19 protein-coding genes are annotated in these 20870 nt (G+C 31.3%); 3 read left to right on the forward strand and 16 right to left on the reverse strand.

Going from position 1 to position 20870, the window contains the following annotated elements:
- Positions 1-23 precede the first annotated feature (23 nt).
- Complete coding sequence (locus OW730_RS25630) at positions 24-530, forward strand: HIT family protein (RefSeq protein WP_271226895.1); 507 nt, start codon at positions 24-26, stop codon at positions 528-530.
- A 131-nt stretch (positions 531-661) separates the two neighbouring features.
- Here OW730_RS25630 and OW730_RS25635 read toward each other — a convergent pair whose 3' ends face one another.
- The 8 genes from OW730_RS25635 to OW730_RS25670 form a co-directional block, all read right to left on the reverse strand.
- Positions 662-1105 (reverse strand): TetR/AcrR family transcriptional regulator, encoded by a 444-nt coding sequence (locus tag OW730_RS25635; protein WP_271226896.1) that lies wholly within the window; start codon positions 1103-1105, stop codon positions 662-664.
- Positions 1106-1293: 188 nt separating this feature from the next.
- A complete protein-coding gene (locus OW730_RS25640) occupies positions 1294-2787 on the reverse strand; it encodes an SUMF1/EgtB/PvdO family nonheme iron enzyme (protein WP_271226897.1) in 1494 nt (497 codons plus the stop codon).
- Positions 2788-2834: 47 nt separating this feature from the next.
- Positions 2835-6140, reverse strand: coding sequence for an efflux RND transporter permease subunit (locus OW730_RS25645; RefSeq protein WP_271226898.1), 3306 nt, complete (start codon positions 6138-6140; stop codon positions 2835-2837).
- A 281-nt stretch (positions 6141-6421) separates the two neighbouring features.
- Positions 6422-6871 (reverse strand): NUDIX hydrolase, encoded by a 450-nt coding sequence (locus OW730_RS25650; protein WP_271226899.1) that lies wholly within the window; start codon positions 6869-6871, stop codon positions 6422-6424.
- Between the two features lie 163 nt (positions 6872-7034).
- A complete protein-coding gene (locus tag OW730_RS25655) occupies positions 7035-7547 on the reverse strand; it encodes a GNAT family N-acetyltransferase (protein ID WP_271226900.1) in 513 nt (170 codons plus the stop codon).
- A 327-nt stretch (positions 7548-7874) separates the two neighbouring features.
- On the reverse strand, positions 7875-8705 hold the full coding sequence (locus OW730_RS25660) for a hypothetical protein (protein ID WP_271226901.1): 831 nt from the start codon (positions 8703-8705) through the stop codon (positions 7875-7877).
- A gap of 138 nt (positions 8706-8843) precedes the next feature.
- Positions 8844-9374: a GNAT family N-acetyltransferase gene (locus OW730_RS25665; protein WP_271226902.1), complete on the reverse strand. Its 531-nt coding sequence runs from the start codon at positions 9372-9374 to the stop codon at positions 8844-8846.
- Between the two features lie 45 nt (positions 9375-9419).
- Positions 9420-10001, reverse strand: coding sequence for a PDC sensor domain-containing protein (locus tag OW730_RS25670; protein WP_271226903.1), 582 nt, complete (start codon positions 9999-10001; stop codon positions 9420-9422).
- A gap of 173 nt (positions 10002-10174) precedes the next feature.
- Here OW730_RS25670 and OW730_RS25675 point away from each other — a divergent pair, with 173 nt between their 5' ends.
- Together OW730_RS25675 and OW730_RS25680 are read left to right on the forward strand one after the other, a co-directional pair.
- The gene (locus OW730_RS25675) at positions 10175-11017 is read left to right on the forward strand and encodes a TrmB family transcriptional regulator (protein ID WP_271226904.1); all 843 of its coding nucleotides are present in this window, start codon (positions 10175-10177) and stop codon (positions 11015-11017) included.
- Positions 11018-11019: 2 nt separating this feature from the next.
- Complete coding sequence (locus tag OW730_RS25680; RefSeq protein WP_271226905.1) at positions 11020-11823, forward strand: aminoglycoside N(3)-acetyltransferase; 804 nt, start codon at positions 11020-11022, stop codon at positions 11821-11823.
- A gap of 68 nt (positions 11824-11891) precedes the next feature.
- Here the strand turns inward: OW730_RS25680 and OW730_RS25685 are convergent, their stop codons facing one another.
- The 8 genes from OW730_RS25685 to OW730_RS25720 all read right to left on the reverse strand — a co-directional run bounded on the left by OW730_RS25685 (position 11892) and on the right by OW730_RS25720 (position 20711).
- Positions 11892-12104, reverse strand: coding sequence for a hypothetical protein (locus OW730_RS25685; protein WP_271226906.1), 213 nt, complete (start codon positions 12102-12104; stop codon positions 11892-11894).
- 74 nt (positions 12105-12178) lie between these two features.
- A complete protein-coding gene (locus OW730_RS25690) occupies positions 12179-12814 on the reverse strand; it encodes a hypothetical protein (RefSeq protein ID WP_271226907.1) in 636 nt (211 codons plus the stop codon).
- A gap of 44 nt (positions 12815-12858) precedes the next feature.
- A complete protein-coding gene (locus OW730_RS25695) occupies positions 12859-13716 on the reverse strand; it encodes a thymidylate kinase (protein WP_271226908.1) in 858 nt (285 codons plus the stop codon).
- 76 nt (positions 13717-13792) lie between these two features.
- Positions 13793-15511 (reverse strand): ribosomal protection-like ABC-F family protein, encoded by a 1719-nt coding sequence (gene abc-f, locus OW730_RS25700; protein ID WP_271226909.1) that lies wholly within the window; start codon positions 15509-15511, stop codon positions 13793-13795.
- A 53-nt stretch (positions 15512-15564) separates the two neighbouring features.
- Positions 15565-17292: a ribosomal protection-like ABC-F family protein gene (abc-f, locus tag OW730_RS25705; protein ID WP_271226910.1), complete on the reverse strand. Its 1728-nt coding sequence runs from the start codon at positions 17290-17292 to the stop codon at positions 15565-15567.
- 537 nt (positions 17293-17829) lie between these two features.
- Positions 17830-18546, reverse strand: coding sequence for a CBS domain-containing protein (locus OW730_RS25710; RefSeq protein WP_271226911.1), 717 nt, complete (start codon positions 18544-18546; stop codon positions 17830-17832).
- Positions 18547-18931: 385 nt separating this feature from the next.
- Entirely contained in the window at positions 18932-19501 is a 570-nt protein-coding gene (locus OW730_RS25715) for a GNAT family N-acetyltransferase (RefSeq protein ID WP_271226912.1), read from the reverse strand.
- 88 nt (positions 19502-19589) lie between these two features.
- Positions 19590-20711 carry a DUF3810 domain-containing protein gene (locus tag OW730_RS25720; RefSeq protein ID WP_271226913.1) on the reverse strand — a complete coding sequence of 374 codons (1122 nt, stop codon included), beginning with the start codon at positions 20709-20711 and terminating at the stop codon, positions 19590-19592.
- Positions 20712-20870 lie beyond the last annotated feature (159 nt).

The following is a 20870-nucleotide window of genomic DNA, read 5'->3' on the forward strand; positions in this document are numbered from 1 at the left end:
TTAGTTTTGGAGGAGTTGAAAACATGAATAAATCAATAAATGAACAATGTAAAATATGTAATTGGGTAACTAGAAAAGATTCCTCTGAAGAAGCGATATATTTTATCGCTGAACTAGAGACTGGTTATGTATTCTTGAGTAATAAATGGCAATACTTTAAAGGATACACTATCTTTATAAGTAAAGTATGCGAAAAAGAATTACATCGTTTACCTTATGAGTTTAGGATGAGATTTCTGTTTGAAATGACACAAGTTTCAGAAGCTGTTCAGATGGCATTTGGAGCAAAAAAGATCAACTGTGAGTCTCTAGGTAATTCAGAGGAACATTTGCATTGGCACATTATACCAAGATATAAAACAGATCCTAGACCAGATAAATCAATTTGGAGTATTGATCGTAATATCATTGAATCTGTAATTTTAACTAAAGAAGATTTAAAGAAAATGCAGTATGATTTAAAGAAAAGTTTGATAAGTGTATTGAATAAGCAAAAGTTAGATTCAAATACTGATGTAAAAGTTGTCTAGTTTAGCATTGACATTATTAAAGCTAGGAATCCATTTATCAAAAAAACCGTACCAATTTAAGGTACGGTTCAAGACTTACAAATATAACATCAAAGAATCATAATTTTATTTTCTAAATATAGTGTTTTTATCTATACACTGCTTTGACCCTGCTTCAAAATATCTATTAGTATCTTGTATTCCTTCAAGCATTCTTCCTTTGTCTTTTTTTTAGAGTAATATTCTTGAGTAAATCCTTTAACAACAATCATCAAAGCATTCCTAATTGCAATTTGCTCTTCATTGTGATTATAAAAATCCATCTTTCTCTTATTCTTAAGCATTGGTAAATCTAGAGTATTGCTTCTTGATAGGGTAGACATGAACAAATAAGTTTCCTCATCATTCAACATTTCTTCCAGTACGTTAACAGACACTGATATGAAATCAGCTTCACTACTCATCAATATCTGTCTAAATCTGAAAATCTTATCCTTCTCCATATTTTCAAACACTGCTGAAAGGCTATCTTCTAAACTATCAAAATATCTATAATAAGCCGATCTGGGTATTCCTGCCCTTTTACATATGGACATAACTTTTGCATATGCAAATCCTTTTTCAATGAATTCATTTTTTGCCGCGTCCAGAATTTTATCTTTCTTCTGTTGGTCTAAGTTATGAAAAGTTTTATGAATAATACTGAATCTCCTCCCTTCTTAAAGTATGACTAATTGATCATCAACTCATCTTCTAACACATATTTATTATAACTCAATTTATTTTACTTACCATTGAACACAACATTACTTGATCGAATTACAAATCTCGCACCAAAATGATCATTGGCGATGTAGTAGTATACTGGGAATCTATAAGTAGTATAGGTCATAGCTTCATGATAGTTATAACTTCCACCTTTACATACTCTCGCACCATGTGAAAATGGCTGACCTGGTCCACCAGTTACACCGACTTTATCCTCTGGTGGGTCTTCATGACCTACAATATTTAGTGGATTTCTAGTAATGCCATTATTAATACAGTATTGGTAAACGCTTTCATCATACCAATCCAACGTCCATTCCCATACACTACCCGCTAAATCATAAAGACCATAAGGATTTGCTGGATACTTACCTACATCCAATCTGAATCCTACAAAATTCTCTGGTTCATCTGCACCTTCAAAATCTTCTTCGTTTTCTACATTGTAGCATCTGTAATTTGATTTATCTCCATTATTTGTACCATCATCTGTTGGAAATTCAAATTGCTGACCTCCGCTGGCTGCATATTCCCACTCTGCTTCAGTTGGTAATGACAAGTCATAGTATTCTGCAAATGCCATTGCACCATAGAATTTCAAGTAAGCCGCTGGCCAATTCTCAAATCCAGGATCCACGTAGAACTTTTCCATATCAGGCACATAATAAATCCAACATTGATTCAATGGATGCTCGGGAATTAGTAATGGACTATTTTCACCATATTCATGAGAAATACTTGAAACCCTTGAAAGCTGTATAAATAATTTTCCTTCGTAAGTTGTACCAGTTGCACCACGAACCTCATAAGTGGGTACAGGATAGATCATTCTTTCTTTTTCAATGGCACTCATATCGCCAAGTTCAACAGTAATTTGACCTGCTTTCAATGCAGAATTCAAATATAGGCAATATTGTGCTGTGGTTAACTCAGTGCTCGCCATTTTAAAACCATCGATAGTCACAGGATGCGCTGGTGAACTAGCTACTTGTAGTTGGCCAAATGCAGTAATCGGCTCATCAGTCCCCATTATAAAACTACCTGTTGGTATGTCCTCAAATGTTATCATATATTTTGTTTCCTCGGCACTCAACCTATTATCACCATCTAAATCCATATCTTTAAATAATTTTAATGTACCATTATATTCATCAATAGTTAAGTATCCATCTCCATTGGTATCTAACTTATTAACCAGCTCTCCTCTGTCGTAAATCTGATCTCTGATTTCAGCCAAATTAGATTTTATTTTTGGTTTACTAGAACCTTCTTCTTCCTCATCAGCTTCCTCATCAGCTTCTTCCTCAACTTCACTCGTAGTTTCTTCTTCAGCTTCGTTCTCGGTTTCTTCTTCTGTCTTTTGGTCAGTTTCGCTAACTTTAGCCGCTTGTACCGTTTTAACCTCATTGTTTTCTACATTCGCCTCATCTTCCTTAGTACATCCAACAAAACTCGTGACCATAGAAACTAGCATCACAATAGCAATTAACATTTTTTTATTAGTCATCATTCTAAATGCTCCTCCTTATAAAGTGAACTCTCCCTGCAAATAGTTCCCTAAACTTCTGTTAAGACTTCTTCAGTCTCTTCATTAAATAAACCAAACTTTTCTCTGAACTTTACCGTTAAGTCATCATTCAACGAGTATACAATCGGAATAATCATCAGAGTCAAGACCGTTGATGCCATTAATCCAAAGATTAAAGCAAAGCCCAATTGCCCTAAGGCAGGATCTGCTACTGATATTGGAAGCACTCCCCCAATTGTTGTGATTGAAGTTGCAAATACTGGACTAAATCTTGTTTTAACAGCTTTCACAATAGCTTCATTTCTTGAATAACCTTCATCTCTTAGGTAGTTGGTATAATCCACAAGAACAATGGCATCATTAACGGCAATCCCTACAAGTGAAACAATTCCAAATAAAGAGTAGAATCCAATATTATTACCTGTTAAAGCAAGTCCGATAAATGTACCAATCAAAGCAAGTGGCACACTAATAATGATTACAATTGGTTGCGTCAATGAGTTAAATTGAATTGATAGAACAATGAATACTAGCATCAATGCAAAAATCAAATTTGTAGTCATATCCGAGAAAGTGTCTTCCATTAAATCAAATTCCCCACCATATGATACTGTGATGCCATTTGGAACTGGAATATCTTCAATCTTATCCTTAAAAGTCTTCACAATTTCATTAATATTTGCTTCTGGTAAATTAAAACCACTTAAGGTAATATTCGTCTGTCCAGCATCATGTACAATCTGACTAACACCCTTATCCATTCGCAATGTTGCTACTTCACTAAATGGAACTTTTGTACCTCTCATTGAGGTGAATGTCATTTTTTCAATATCTTTAACACTATCAAATCTATCCTCAGACACACCAATTCGTATTCTTATATCATTACCTTCAAATTGATAATATCCTGTATCAATACCATTCACTGTGTTTCTTAACTCCATAGCCATATTTGATATTACAACCCCATTTGCCTGTGCAAGTTCTGGGTCAAAATCTACAATCAATTCCGGAATTCCATCACGTGAACTTATAGAAGCATCTTCAACACCCTCTATATCACTTAAAATTTCAAAATATTGGTCAGCCAATACACTCATCTCTTCATAAGTTCCACCAGAAATGTTGATTGAAATAGGATCACCACTTCCTGGACCACTTCCAATATTTAAGACAGCACTAACTTTAATTTCTGCACCTTCAATATCCTCTACAGCTGATCTTAGTTCGCCTATCATATCATATCCATTGATTTCTCGAACCTCTTCATCCACAAGTTCAATCTCAATGCTTCCTTCATTAGAGTTTCTGCCACCTATTGAAGATGTGAAATTATCTATATCCTTGAACTCGTATAAACGTTCTTCAATTTCTGAAATAACTTCTGAAGTATCTGATATTAAATATCCTTTTGGAAGCTGCACATCAATCTTCATAGATCCGGGTTCTTCATTTGGCATAAGCTCCATCTTAATGAAACCAAGGGGAAGGAGCATGATGCTTCCAATAAACATGACAATTGATATACTAATTATAATTACTCTTTTAGAAGTACTTTGAAGCACTTTACTTAACCATTCTGTATATACTACAATATGTTTTCCTTCTCCATGAGCCTTCTTCATTTTGAATTGCTTTACGTACATGGCAGCTGCAAAAACCAACGCCCCTGCATATGAGAAAATACTGAATTCTCCATTTATTCTAAAGGCAAATAACGCCAATACACTTACACTAATAACTGCTACTATTTTTCTATAAAATTGTATCTCACCACGTACTTCCTTTTCTTTACCCTTATATTTTTTTAGAGCTCTCGACGCAATTGTAGGAGTAATAATCAAGGAAATTAAAAATGATGCAATAATTGAAAATAGAATCGTCAATGGAAGTGATCTCAACATTAGTCCTAGCATACCACCAGTCATAGCCAAAGGTATGAATGCTGACACTGTGGTCAATGTAGCCGCTAAAACTGCAGGTGCTACTTGATTAATTGCTACTTTAGCTGCTAATTTTCTTCCTACACCATAATCACGTATTCTATCTATGTTTTCTATAACAACTATTGCATTATCCACTAAAAGTCCCAATGCAATAACGAATCCCATGAGTGAAACTGAATTAAGTGTAATCCCTACTTGTTTCATAACAATACAGCTTACTAACATGGATAATGGAATTATCAATGATACAATCAATGCTTCACGAAGATCAATGAAAAGGAATAATACCAATATAACAACCATAAGTCCTGATAATGCACTATCCATAACAGTCCCTAAACTATCTTCAACTTCCTCTGCAAAATTCGAAGTGATCATGATTTCTACGTCATCTGGATAAAGTGTACCTTTCCCATTTTCTATTTTGCTTAATATTTCATCAACTGAACTAATTGTATCAGCGCCATTATCACGATATATTTCCATATAAACTACTGGTGTAGTACCTTTACCATTTTCACTACGATATGTTCTAGATATGTTATCTCCCTCATCATGAATGATTTTCACAGATGCTAAATCCCTTAACTGCATATTACCTACTGAGGAACGGATAAATGCATTCTTTATTTCCTCTATACTATTAAATTCTTCATCTACACGTACATTAAATTCTTGTCCATCTACAGAAGCCTTACCAATGGGCATACCAACATTGATACCGTTAAGGGTTTGAATAATATCATTTATAGTTATTCCACTAGCTTCCAATCTTTCAGGTTTGACTACAATATTGACAATAGACTCTGTTCCACCTCTAACTTCTACTGAATCAATTCCTTTTACTGATTCAAACGTGTTTTTCAAGTCATCTGAAACAGCAGTAATTGATGCTAGATCTGAACCCCCAGTGATCGACATTGTTAGAATTGGGATTTCTGTAGTTTTCATATGCCAAACTTCAGGTTCATTCACATCATCAGGTAACTTAACTTTCGTAATCTCATTTTTTGCTTCAGCCAGTGCATCGTCCATAGAAATTCCATACTCATACTCAAGAGTAATCATGGAATATCCAGATGCAGAAACCGACGAATAATTTGTTAGATTCTCAAGTCCTGATACTGTCTTTTCCAAGGGATTGGTAATCATTTTTTCTACATCCTCTGGAGATGCACCCATATAAACAGTGGTAATTGTAACAATATTTGATTCAACCTCAGGCATATTTTCTCTAGGTAAATCACTGTAAGACATCCATCCTGCAATAAATATTGCCAGCAATATTAGATACACAGCTCTATATCTATCTATAAACACTCCTGATATCTTTCCTAGAATATTTTTTTTCTGGTGAAGCTCCCTAAGGTTGTCTTTCTTACTCTCCATACATCATACTCCTTTCACCTGTTTTCAATATACTTTTTGAATTGATTATAAAAATATCATTAATGACTTTTTTTAGTAGGACAACTTGTCTTACTAACAGTATGCTCTACCACACGTCTTCAAACAAGCTACACTTCTTGCAAAAGTGTCCTATATGTAAACAAGCTACTACACAAAGAACTCTGAGTATTAGGGTCTAGTTCTATTAAATCAAAAAACCACCCTACTGATGTAGAGTGGTCCTAAGTTCTCCATATTATTACCTATTATAAGTAATTTGTTTATTGTATCTCTACTTTTGAACATTCAGACTCATAAAATTGAATAATATTAGAGCAAGTAGTACAAATTGGTTTTATATCATCTCCTGGTTTATACCATTTCATATCCTTTATCTCCTCATTACCTATGAATTGCTCTTCTTCCTCCAGTTCTGTAACATAAATGGCAAAATACTCACTTTGGCTTCTATTTTCAAAAATTATTTTACATATACCCATAAACTCTAATTCTATTACCTTTTGACCGCTCGTCTCTCTGCATCTACGAATTGCACAGTCCCTTAGTTTTTCATGAAGTTTAGTACTTCCAGAAGGTAATTCCCAGAAATTACTCTGTCTGTTCTGTACAAGCAGATAACCTTTATTGCTATAAACTAATGTAAAAACTACGTTTAAAGGTGTAAAATTATCTCCTTGTATGTCTTTTTCACAAATTGATATGAACTCCATACTCAACCTCCAATATAATATTCGAATAAATAGCACTTATTTATGATACGGTTCTCCGCAATAATTATATATGCGATTTATCATTTATTATAATTATTAACATTTATAGTGTTACTTTTAGTTTCTATTTTGAAATCTTATTCATGATCAAATTAATTCTCGTTTATTCCAAATCAAGTCTATACGTATACTCATCATATATAATATCAGTTCCAGACTTTTTAAAAGTACCCTCTTTTTCAATATAGAAACCAAGTTTTCTTAATACAGCATTTGAACCATAGTTTTGTTGTGCTACAGCTGCTGTAATTTTTCGACCTCCATTTTTATAACAAAAATCAATTAATGCTTTTATCATTTCTGTAGCATACCCTTGACGCCAATATTTTTTGTGTACGCTATAACCTAAATCCCAATGTTTTTGATCTTCACTTGGAACCGCACTACATGTTCCAATATAATTTTGTGTTTCCTTTGAAACTGCAACAAAATAATAGCACCCATCATATTTTTCCACGTCTTTCCATAGCAAATACATATCACTAGCTTTATCTCGTGGTGGGTCTGATAAATATTTCCCCATTTCATCATCCAGCCAGATATCCAAACAAAACTCTACATCTTCTTTTCTGGTACTTTTAATAATTAATCTATTTGATTCTAATTCATTTATCATAATAATACACTCCCAACATTAACAAGTCATCTAATCTGTATATTTTCTATTTACCTTATACTTTAAAATTTAATTCCAATTTTATTAAAGTGTTTAAATTATAACATATTTTGTAATACCCCAATGCTAAACTTATAGAATCTTATTACTTATGATAAAATATTTTTACTTGTAAAAATATTAATAACCTACTGATATCAATGGTTAAGACAAAACCCGTACCTATTTATGGTACGGTTCACCGCACCGAATTAAACTGCGATTTTTCTCTGTACTATAAATTTCAATATGTGAGGCTATATGCAGTATATTTTGTCAAATAGCTAACTATAAATATTTAAGAAAGCAGTTATTGTTATCATATAACTCAAAACCGTACTTAGTTCCAAGTGATACTTCATAATCATCTTCTGTATATAAATCTATCCATTTAACATTTCTTTCATAGGCTTTTGAAATGAATGATCTAAATAACTCTTCTTTGACCATTTTATCACCACTGAAAGCAATAATCTCAGTACAATTAACAGAACCTCTACCTATGATATGTCCTTTTATACCATTATCAAAGTACCCTATAATAATAAAACGCTCTAAGTTTTCACTTATTCTTTTAGAATTCCAATAAGTATCTTCATCAATATGCCTTTCAATCCAATTGTATAGACTTTTGCAATTGTTTTCATTTAGCTCTTGAACAAACTCATTTGAATAATCACTACTGAAATTCTCAAGTTTAAGCATTACAGCTTCTTCTATTTTTTGAAAGTCTTTATTCTCATAGAACTTAATAGACTTAGTGTGTTCACTAGCTGTATTAACATAAAACTTGTATCCTTTAAAGTTCTCTTCAACATAATCATACAAGCAGTTAGCTACTGCTTCATAATCATATCCGTATGGACCTTGAGCATATGAAACATATAAGTCTTGTTCTATCCAATAAATTGGTGTTAGACCTTCTAGCTTTCCATCTTTTTCAACAAGTAATACTTCATGTTCATCACGTTCAATATATCTCATAAACATTTCATATATCTGTTCCCTTGATGCATCTAATAATAACGATCTACATCTAGTTACAATATTACCTTGCATACTAAATGCTAAATCAACTGCCCTGTCGATATCATTTATTTTTGCTTTAACTACTTTCATAACTTCCTCCCAATATCATTTTGTAATTACTTTTAGTAATTACAAAATCATCTTCTCGACAACTCAAAATTTGTAAACACTCATCTATTAACACTTACAGAAAAAAACGTCGTTGCTTATGGTACGGTTCACCGCACTTTATCCTAAATATTCCCTCTGTAACATCCCCATATTAACAATATCATGCCATTTTCCATCTCTGAATATTACTTCTCTTGATCTACCTTCACATAAAAATCCTATTTTTTCATATAACTTTATTGCTCTCTCGTTAAATGAAAATACTCTTAAATACACTCTGTTAAGGTTAAGCTCCAAAAATGCTAGTCTTAGCATTAATTCCATAACTTCTTTACCATATCCCTTCCCCCAATACTCCTTTTCCCCAATGTCTATAATAAATTCAGCATTCCTATTAAAAAACTCAATATTAAGTAACGTTGTTATACCTATTGGATTCCCATTGCTAATGTCTTCTATAATATAAGTTTTTGCACTACTAGAATTTGCTATTTTATTGTAGAACTTCTCAGTATCCTCCATAGAATATCTATCTATATTAGGATATGTATTTCTCACAAACTCTTCATCATTGCTCCATTTATTGTACACTTCAATATCTTCTCTTCTCATTTTTCGTAATCTAATTCTATCTGTTTCAAATAACACGCTTGTCCACTCCCCACTTTTTAATTTTAATTTTGATAATAACCACTACTGTCCAGCATTCTCCTGCTCAATATCCACTCCTAATACTCCTATAATATTTTCACCATTATTAACTGCAAAATAAACACTGGCTACTTCCATTCCAGTAGCTGCATCAACAAATGATGCAATTCCTTCTCCATCGGATTTTGTACTAGAATACCAATCTCTTTCTCTAGCATCATAACCTTCTGCAAATTCAATTTCTGGTACTAAATAAAATTCCCCTTCTTCTGTGGCAAAATAAATATTTGTAATCTTAAAGCTTGTACAATTTTCAAAATTATCTTTTAATAACTCTTTAATCTTCATTTCATCAGTTGTTTGTGAAAGTGTTCCTATTAGCTCTTCAAATTCCTCTTTCACTTTCCCAACAAACACTTCTTTCTCTTCTTCTGTAATCTTTTCTTCTTGCTTATTAATATGTTCCTCTGTGTTTTTATTAGTATACTCTACTTTATTAATAGTCTCTTCTATTTTGTTATTATTACTATCATGCTTTATTATTCCAGCTTTCAGTTTTAAACTGCAGCTTGTAAATAATAAACTTCCCATAATAAACATAACTATTTGTTTCTTAAAGTTCATTTATCTTTCCCCCAATTTCTCTGTTTTGTATAATACCACCCTCGTCACTTTATAATTATCCCATCATTTACATTTTACTACAACAAAATCATGTCATATGATATAATTTTTTACAAACTAATTGACATATCATAAATTTATGTTGTACAATATGTACAACTCGGAGGTATTCTATGAACGATAATTTAATAAAAACATTAGAACAACTGAATTTTAATAAAATTGAAGCAAAAGTATATATAGTGTTATTGCAACACAATGAATTAAATGGTTCTCAAATAGCCAAAATCATTAATTCTTCTAGATCATCTGTATATTTAGCATTAAATAATCTATACAACCGAGGTATTGTTTATCTTATTCCTGGTGATACAAATATGTATAGAGCTGAAAATCCTGATAGCTTAATTCAAAAAATGAAAGCTAGTTTTGAGGAAACTACAAGCACACTAAAAGATGAATTATTACAGCTAAAAAAAGAAGATACTGATAAAAAATACTATAATCTTAATGGTACTAAAAACTTCATAAATAAAGCTAAGGAGTTATTACTTTATGCAGAAAAAGAAGTCTACATTAATACCTGCTTAGATCTTCAAATTTTTAAAGAAGAATTTGATGTACTATCCAAAAGAGGAGTTAGAATTATTGTATTTACTTATGCTAATATCACTAAAGGTAATCTCCCTATAGAATTGTATAAACATGAAATAAGAGATTATGATGAAACTAAAGTGAAAAAGACTGAAATACGTTTGATGATGGTGATAGATTTTAATCATACACTTATTTGCTCTACTAATGATGAAAATGTTGAAATGACAGGCACATTCACTGAAAATCAATTACTTGCAAATATAGTAGCAGAACATATTCACCATGATATATACTTGCTAAAATTAAAAGAGAAACATAAAAAAGAATTAATTGATGATGATATTAAACTAAATAGTTTATTAGAAAAAAGAGATGATAAGATTTCTCTAGAATATAAATGTAAAGATATGGGGGAATAAAAATGACTGAAAATAAGGATTCAAGAGTTATACTAACAAAAGAAGATTTAATTGAACAATTTAGAAATTGCGGAGTATCAGAAGGTCAGACAATTTTTGTGCATACTTCATTAAAAAGCTTAGGCTTTATTGTAGGAGGGGCAGAAACATTAATAAGAGCACTTCTTGAGATAGTGGGAGAAGAAGGTACATTAATGATGCCATCTCAAACTTGGAAAAACCTTGATCCTTCAACTGGAGTTCATTGGGAAGAACCAGAAGAATGGTGGCCTATAATTCGTGAAAATTGGCCTGCATATGATAAAGAAGTTACACCAGCAATTGGTATGGGAGTAGTAGCTGAAATGTTTAGAAAATGGCCTGGAGCTAAAAGAACAGATCACCCTGCTCGCTCTATCGCTGCTGTAGGTAAACATGCTGAATATATTACTAAAGAACATGATTTAAGTAATATTTTTGGTCAAAATTCTCCAGTAGATAAATTATATCAATTAGATGGATATGTACTATTAATTGGTGTTGGATATGAAAAGAATACTTCATTACACTTAGCTGAAACAAGAGCAAATTTCTCAAGTAAGAAATTCACTAACGAAAGTAGTGCAATAATGGTTAATGGTAAAAGAGAATGGGTAACATACTCTACCCAAGCTGTAGATGATGAAGATTTTATAAAACTAGGAAATGACTACGATAAAGAAAGTAATATGAAAATCCATAAAGTTGGTAATGCTGATGTTCGATTCATGAAGCAAAGACCATTAGTTGATTGGACAGTTAAATGGATGGAAAAAAATAGAGCATAATATTTTCCAAGAATAAATTAGAAAAATAAGCCAGAAGGTATAATATTTCCTTCTGGCTTATTTTTACTTTATAATTTCTTATACACTATATGACTCTCTTTATCCTTATAAACAACTACATTATCATACTTCCCATTATCAACTTCCTCTTTAAAAGCTATTCCACCTTGTGAGTGTTCACTAATAGGCAAATCCTCACTTACAACTGCTCTATATTCAAATGGGTGTCCTGAAGGAACTTTACTTAATTTTTCTCTATCTACATGGCTATCTCTTTTCAACTGCTGTTACCTCCTTAAGTGTTTAAGTACACTACTATTATGAACAGGTTGAAAAGTAATTATTTATATCCTTGTTAAAAATATTTTTTTATTAGTTCCTTAGCTTTTCTTTTAGTTTTAGGGCTTATACTATTTGAACAATCCTTTATGAAAGAAATCATATCATCTTTATACTCACTTTTTTCAAGTATTTCATCAAAGACATTTAATACATCAAATTTTAATAGTTCTCTCTGTTTTTCATGATATGAAACTCTTTTCTCAACCTCTAACAGAGTTTGAACTATTACCCCTCTTAAATCTTTTCTACCTTTAACAATCTTAATAAGATTTTTCACACAGCATTGAGCGGTCATGAATTTTTCATCATCAATATGTTTTAAGTATTCTTTTAGAATGTTATCAAAATAGAAGTTTTCATCAACACTAACTAAATTTGCAAGTATAGTTAGTCCTATATCCCTATGATAAGAATTTTTATGAGAAAGAAGAGATACAAAGTCATTCCAATGGTCATAGAATAACTCTGGTCTAATTTCACTTACCTTAGAAACAATATAATAACAATGATAGTAAACCATTATATCTTTATTTGTAAGAAGTTCACAAATAACATCCTCTCTAAAGCTAGGATCTTTAATGGCCTGATATGAAAAATATTCAACATCAATATTTTTATCTCTGATACTATCAAGGGTTTCTTTATTCATTGTATCACCCCATTTCAATTTAAATATTCTATAAATATCTCCTATTAATTATTTATATCCAATTCTTCAATAACCTTATCAAATACCATATCCCAATTATAATCTGAATTGTTTATTACAGCCTTATCTATAGATAGCTTTGCTATGATATTCTCTTCAATCTTCTTTCTATCTTTAAAGAATTCTATTGTCCCCTCATAGCCTTTAAAACCTTTAGATTGTCCATACTTTGAACCCTCAACATATCTTATAACTAAATCTATCCAATCATCCCACTTGCTCTTATCTTGAGTAACTCTCTCAGCAGCTACTCTTTTTATAGTTTCTTCAACATCAGGCTGAGTTAAATATATAAGTTTAGGATTCAAACACTTAACAGTTTCAATTAATTCAAACATATACCCTTCAATATATTCACTACTTTTTTCATGACACCCCATAAGTTCATTTACATGATTCTGTAAATATGCACATTCGAAGATTGCAACAGACTTATCTTTCTCCATACTCTTTGCAAACTGTTCCCATCTTTGAAAATGAAGTTTCTTAAAAGTTTCTAATGTAGCTCTTCCATCATAAACTTCCTTTGATTCAAAATACTTAGTCAGCTCGCTCCCTTTCATAGGTAATCCTAATTTTGTATAAGCAATAATTGCGTAATCTCCTTCTATCTTTGTATTTTCCTTTATCTTCTCTTTTAGCTCTGGATTACTATTTAGTATATGAGTATATTCATCAATAGTTAAACATGCATTCCATGCTAAATCCGCTGGATGAGCATCACCTTCACTGTATAACTTAGCCTTTATGCCTTGACTCTCAAGATATTCTTTAATTTTATATGCTATTGTAGATTTTCCTGAGCCAGGAATTCCTTCAACTAATATTAATCTGTTCTTCATAAATTCAATCCCCTCGTAAACATAAAATTTTATTGCCCTTGTCCAAGCCTAAATGATAAAAATTCATGAACCGTCCCTAGCTTGTTTGTTTTTTAATCTCATTTTTAGCATTAATAAGCTCTTTAAACTCTTCATCAAGCTTCGTATACTTTTCATCCCCAGGAACACATAGATTGAATTCTCCAAGTATTGAAGCTATCCTATTCTCAATTAACATAAGTTGTTCTTCAATAGATCTATCTTCTTTCTTTTCCTCATTTTCTTCAATTTGCATATATTCTTTAAATGAATACTCCACTCTATTGATTTTATTATCCTTGAAAAGTAAAGCCTTATTACATAACCTCTCTAGAAGATATCTATCATGAGATACCAAAATTATAGTTCCTTCATATTCTTCTAATGTTCTCTCTAACATCTCTCTACTATGAAGATCAAGGTGATTAGTAGGCTCATCTAGTATCAAAAGATTATTTTCCATTATAATCATATGAGCAATCTTAAGCCTTGTTCGCTCTCCTAAACTCAAAGTAGATATTTTCTTATGAATCATACTTTTTGCAAATCCCATATTGGTTAATAAAGTTTGTAACATTCCTCTTTTTTTATTATTTTCAAAGTCAAAAACCTCTAAGACAGTCATATTTCCATCTAAACCAAGTACATCCTGACTCAGATAGACAACCTTTGTTGATGGACTTAAATATATATCCCCCTCATCCATGCTACATTCCTTAAGAATGGCTTTGATTAAAGTTGTTTTACCACATCCATTCTTACCAAACAAACCTATCTTTTCTCCTTTTTTAATATAGAATGAACTCTTCTCAAATAACTTTTTGTTCCCAAAGCTCTTTGATATTCCTTTTCCTTCAAGTATTCTATTACCACTCTTATCATTACTGATAAAATTGAATTTAATATTTTGCTCTTCCTTAGGCTTTTCTACTCCTTCAACTTCTATCTTCTCAAGTCTTTTAATCCTTGACTTCACCTGCTTATCCTTCTTCTTAACTCTAACTCTATACCCTTCTTTCAGTCCTTCTTTTTCTGTTGATTCTCTATGTCCTTTTTCAGACCATGTTTTCAATTGTTTTATATCACTTTCAATCTTAGCCTTATATTTCTCTTGAGTTTCGTACTGATGTAATTGACTCTCATATCTTCTTCTCTTCTCATCACGATAAAAAGTGTAATTCCCTCTATAGCAATGTGCTTCCCCATCCTCGATTTCAATAATCCTATTAACACTTTTATCCATGAAGTAACGATCATGAGAAATCACTAATATAGTTCCTCTATATTTCTCAACCTCACTTATAAGCCATTGGATTCCTTCATAATCCATGTGATTTGTTGGTTCATCCAGAATAAGAAGTGAAGGTTTCTCCGCCCATATCCTTGCTATAGCAAGTTTAGTCTTCTCTCCACCACTAAGGTTACAAAGCCTTGAATTATCCCAATCATCTATTTTATCAATCCCTAATTCCTTTGATGTCTGGAAGAATTCTCTTATTTCCTCCTTATCCCCCTGAATCATATCTTCAAATTCCCCTTGAGTGTAGTAGGTAGATTGATGCAAATACCCAATTTTTATATTCTTATGATGCCATAATATAGTTCCTCCATCAGCTTCAATAGCTCCTGTTATAATATTGGCTAGAGTTGTCTTACCAGCTCCATTATTACCTACAATCCCAATTCTATCTCCTCTGTCCACATGGAAGCTTACATCTTTTAAAATAAGCCTTTCTCCAAATTCTTTCTTGATGTTTGTACATTTAAATAATGTCATAATATCCCCTCCTACCCACTTTATTAAATCTTAAGTTTATATGCTTTTATTAATTAACCACTAAATTCTCTTTTTCTTTTTATAAGTGTTTTAAATTCCTCATCCAATTTCTCATACGCCTCAACCCCTGGACTTAAGAGACTTAACTCACTAAGAACAGCAGCTATCCTGTTTTCCAATATCATTAACTGCTCCTCCTTGGATTTTTCCTCCCCATTTTCTACATTCCCTTCTTTCATATCCATATACTCCTTAAAGGAATATTCACATCTCTTAATAGCCTTATCCTCAAAAATAAGTATCTTGTCACACAATCTCTCTAAAAGATACCTGTCATGTGAAACTAAAATTATAGTTCCTTCATACTCTTCTAGTGTTTTCTCTAGCATCTCCCTACTGTGTAGATCAAGATGATTAGTAGGCTCATCAAGTATAAGCACATTATTCTCCATCATAATCATGTATGCTACCTTTACTCTCGTTCTCTCTCCAAGACTAAGTGTACTTACCTTCTTATGAATCATACTTTTTGAGAATCCCATATTAGTTAATAATGTTTGAAGCATCCCCCTTCTCTCGTAATTTTCTATTCCAAAGGTTTGAAGAACAGTTTTATCTCCATCAAGATTCATAACATCTTGACTTAAATAAGCTACTTTGGCTGAAGGACTAAGATATAAATCCCCCTTATCAACATATAGCTCCTTCAGTATTGCCTTTATCAAAGTAGTCTTTCCACATCCATTTTTACCAAATAGCCCAATCTTTTCTCCTTTTCTAATATAGAATGAACTATTTTCAAATAGTACCTTATCTCCAAAACCTTTTCTTATCTCCTTAGCTTCAAATATCCTATTGCTACTTTTTTCTCCCCTTACAAAGTTGAAGGTTATCTTCTGCTCATCCTTAGGCTTCTTAATTCCCTCTAAGTCAATTTTTTCAAGTCTTTTAAGTTTAGATTTAACCTGATTATCTTTCTTCTTTGCCTTAGCTCTAAAATATTCTTTCTTCTTATTCTCTACTAACCCCTTCTTTTTTGATTCCCTATGAGCTTTTTCAGACCATTGTTTTAATTGCTTTATATCACGTTGGATTTTATCTTTATAATTCTCTTGTGTTTCATATTGATGCAATTGACTCTCATATCGCCTTCTCTTCTCATCACGATAGAAGCTATAATTACCTTTATAACACTGTGCGCGTCCATCTTCTATCTCAATAATCCTCTCAACTGTTTTATCCATAAAATAACGGTCATGTGATATTAAAATTATGGTTCCATTATATTTCTCAAGCTCACCAACCAGCCACTGTATCCCCTCATAATCCATATGATTTGTTGGTTCATCCAATATAAGAAGTGCTGGTTTTTCCGCCCATATCCTTGCAATGGCAAGCTTTGTTTTCTCTCCCCCACTGAGGTTTTCAAGTCTTACTTCGTTCCATTCATCTATTTTGTCAATTCCAAGCTCCTTGGAGGTATGGAAGAATTCCTTTATCTCATCCTTTCCCCCTTGAATCATGTTTTCAAATTCATCTTGAGAATAATATGAGGATTGATGCAGGTATCCTATCTTCACATTATCTTCATGCCATAATAATGATCCCCCATCATAATCCAATGCTCCTGTAATAATATTTACCATGGTAGTTTTACCTGCCCCATTGTTCCCTACTATAGCAACCCTTTCACCTTTTTCAATGTGAAAGCTCACATCTTTTAAAATAACTCTATCTCCAAACTCTTTCTTTATATTTAAACATTTTAATAATAATCCCATAGTATCCACTCCTGTCATGTTTCATTTTAAGGAGTACACTATTATAGCTAATAAATAAAAAAAGCTGTAAGTTGAACTAATTCAACCTACAGCCTACAATATCCTCATACTAGAAAACTATACATATTTACCACTGATAAAATATCAACTCTTGATGAGTATCATTCTATCAAAAGAAATATAAATAATCTCTCTAAACTTTAATGTAGTCTATATATTTAAAGGATGAGTATTTTTAAAATACTCTCAGAATAAGTTAAACAATGTTCTTAGCTATAATGTGTACTAAAATATGTGTACTCAATTAGACATAACCACACTTATGACAGTTATCCCTTAGTAATACATATCTTTCACACAATATTCAATTAGATTCTTATCTAGCTAAAAACTTATTAATCATCTTATTCTCCTTTTCTTTTTTATGATTATAGTAAACATATTAACAACTTATCTAAAATATGTCAATACTTTTTTTATCACCAAACATTGGATTTGGTTCTAACCCCCATCCAATATTTAGTTAGAAGTGTAACCCTAATCAATTTTATTAAATATATCCCATTCAGTTAATAAGCCTAGCAACTTTCCTTTGCTTGTTCCATCAGACGTTATAAATAAGCCCACTAACCTATGACCATTTTTATTGTTTTTTTTGAAGTACTTTTCAGCATCATATACATTTAATGTTTTATCTACAAAATGGAATCCCTCTTTTCTTTGAGCATTCAATTCTGTAAATTCTAATAAATTCTCCATTGTAGTATTATCTGAAACTATACACTTTTTTAAACTGGTTAAATAATAAATTAATACATTCCCATTAAAAATCCCCTTTACACACTCATTTTCAATAATAGGAACTCTTGATATTAACAGTTCATCCATGGCATGCATAACATCTACAACTAGACTCCTTGGAGATGCAACTAACATTTCTGATCTATGAGTACAGATATCAAAAACTGTTAGTGGATTTCTAAAATTATAAAAAATATCTTTATATTTATCCACAACCTCCTGTAAAGGTACTGCTATTGGCTCCTCTATTCCTGGAACTGTATCATGTACTATGCAGTTCCTTAATCTTGCACATTGCTTTAAGAAGCTTAAATTCCTATATATGAGTTCATCTTTCTTTGCAACTAATTCTAATGCTTTCATGTGGGAAAAATGCTTATCCACTCTTAATGCTCTTCTTATCTCTCTGTCTAAATCATTGTATGCCCTAATGAATTCATCTACTCTTTTCATATAGCACTCTCCAATCTATAGAGATTCCATTACGAAAATTAATTTATACTTCCTCCAAAATCTCAGCGTATCAATGAGTTATGTACACATATAAATTATCATTTGAGTTGGAATCTTTATATTCATCATTACCATGCAAAAATTTAACTTTTCAATTAATATAAATTTATTTTTACCTATCTTTGTATTATTTAATATTAAACAAATTTATCGTTTCCCCTTTTAATGTCTTTATTTTTTTGTTTTACCGTTAATTAGTTCTAAAATATAATATAACCGTTGATTTTCAAAAATCAACGGTTATATTTATCATTCTTATTTCTTTATTAGCCTTAAGTATCATACCTATTAATACACTTTTATAATAGTTTTAAATATATTTAGTTTATTCCATTTTAGATTTTATATAATAAGAATCATATGAAACAACAGTATTAGGTTCTAATTCCCTAAATCCACAATTTTTTAAAGCGGCAACTCTCTCTTTTGCTTCTGGAATAGCCTTAGTTATAATGTTTTCAACTTCAAAATCACAATAAAAATTATCTTCTATGATATCTAATACTTCTGTAATAACCTCAACCTTCTCATATCTTGTAGCTAGGTCAAGTCTTAAAACCCCTACCTTGCCGTACTCTCCAACATAATCATCTTTAGCAAACATTTCAATAGTTCCTATGGCTTTACCCCTTGTCTTATCTACTATACTAAAACGAACATAATATTGATTTTTATATTCTTCAATCCAAAACTTGATACAATTTTTCATTTCATCTAAAGTTTTATAAATAAAATTGCTTGTACAATTATCGCTGTTAAAAAACTTTACTGCCACAGAATCTGAATAGCATTCAAGTAAGTCTTCTGCATCATTTTCTTCAACTAATCTTAAAATAAATTTGTTAGTTTCATATATTGGACATTTTTTATATGGATTTTCTTTTCTTCTTATCATATTTAACTCCCCTTTAGCTTAAAATATAACCTTATTATAAAAGAGCATACCCGACAACTATATGTCGGGTATAAAATACTTAGAATCTTTACTTATCAAAATTATTATATGCAATAATCCAATAAAGCGCTCTATTATAACTCTTTGTTCCATCTTTAACTCCATTTGACTTCAAATGCAAATCATTGACCCAGTCACCTATCTTAGATAATAGACTCTCATGCTTATTCCAATAATCTGTTTTATATTGCAAATCTCTCTTCACATCATCTGAAAGTTTCTCATTAAGCTTATTTAAAAGATCTGGATTTTCTTTTTTCAAAACTCGGCTTGTAAATCTTAAGGCAAGCATATTACCTGAGTATTGGAAATCTGCATCGGGATGCTTTATACATAATATATATGCTATGAAATTGGCCTCATCCTCCTGAGCATATCCCCTTTGATGAGCCATTTCATGCATTGATGTAAATGGCATCCATGTATAAGGCATGTTGGTGTTTATTGCTGGTTGTCCCGTATAGGGCCAGTAAATGCCTCCTACCATGTGACCAATAAACTCTGTTATAAAATGTTTAGGTGAGCCATAATCACCGCCTAAAGTAGGATAGTTTTGAGATGCTAACTTATACCCTAGCTCTGCTCTCTTAAAAATATCTTTATATCCACCTGATGCTGTCATTACATTATTCTCATCTACTTCTACTTCTTTTCTCAGCCTATTAAGCTCATATACTGTATGTTCATGCAACTTTACTAATTCACTTTGGGTGTATTCTCTTTTTTCAATTCCAATAGTTTCTCCAAATGATATCCTATTATAATTTAGTCCCCACAATACTATAAATAAAAAATAAAGTACAGAAAAAACAGTAGCTACATTTAATATAAAGCTTAATAGCAACTTAAACCTATACTTGCGTTTTCTTATCATATTTATTACAGTATAAACAATATATACTGTTGTTCCTAACACAATAACCAATATAAATACTTCATATAGTGAAAAAGGAATTATATTTGTTATTTTGCTTAATATTTCTCTGGTCACTTTATTAAATTTTATTGAATATATTTCTTCTGTTAATTGTGGATTTAATGAACAAATATATTTTAATATCATTGCAATTGGAAATAATCCAATTAAAAAAAATCTCAAATCTATTTTCTTCATACCTATAGTTTTGTTTTCTAAATTTAAATTTTTCATACTCATCCCCTTTTTAAAAAATTATCTTAAACTAATATTTTACCATTTTAAATAATATTAAACAATTAATTACAATTATTAATTACTTAAATTTATCTTATATCATATAATATCCTTCCACGCCATTGCAATTACTTGACAAACACATTCTATGAGTAT

Origin of the sequence: Oceanirhabdus sp. W0125-5, assembly GCF_027938815.1 — a bacterium.
GTDB lineage: Bacteria > Bacillota > Clostridia > Clostridiales > Clostridiaceae > Oceanirhabdus.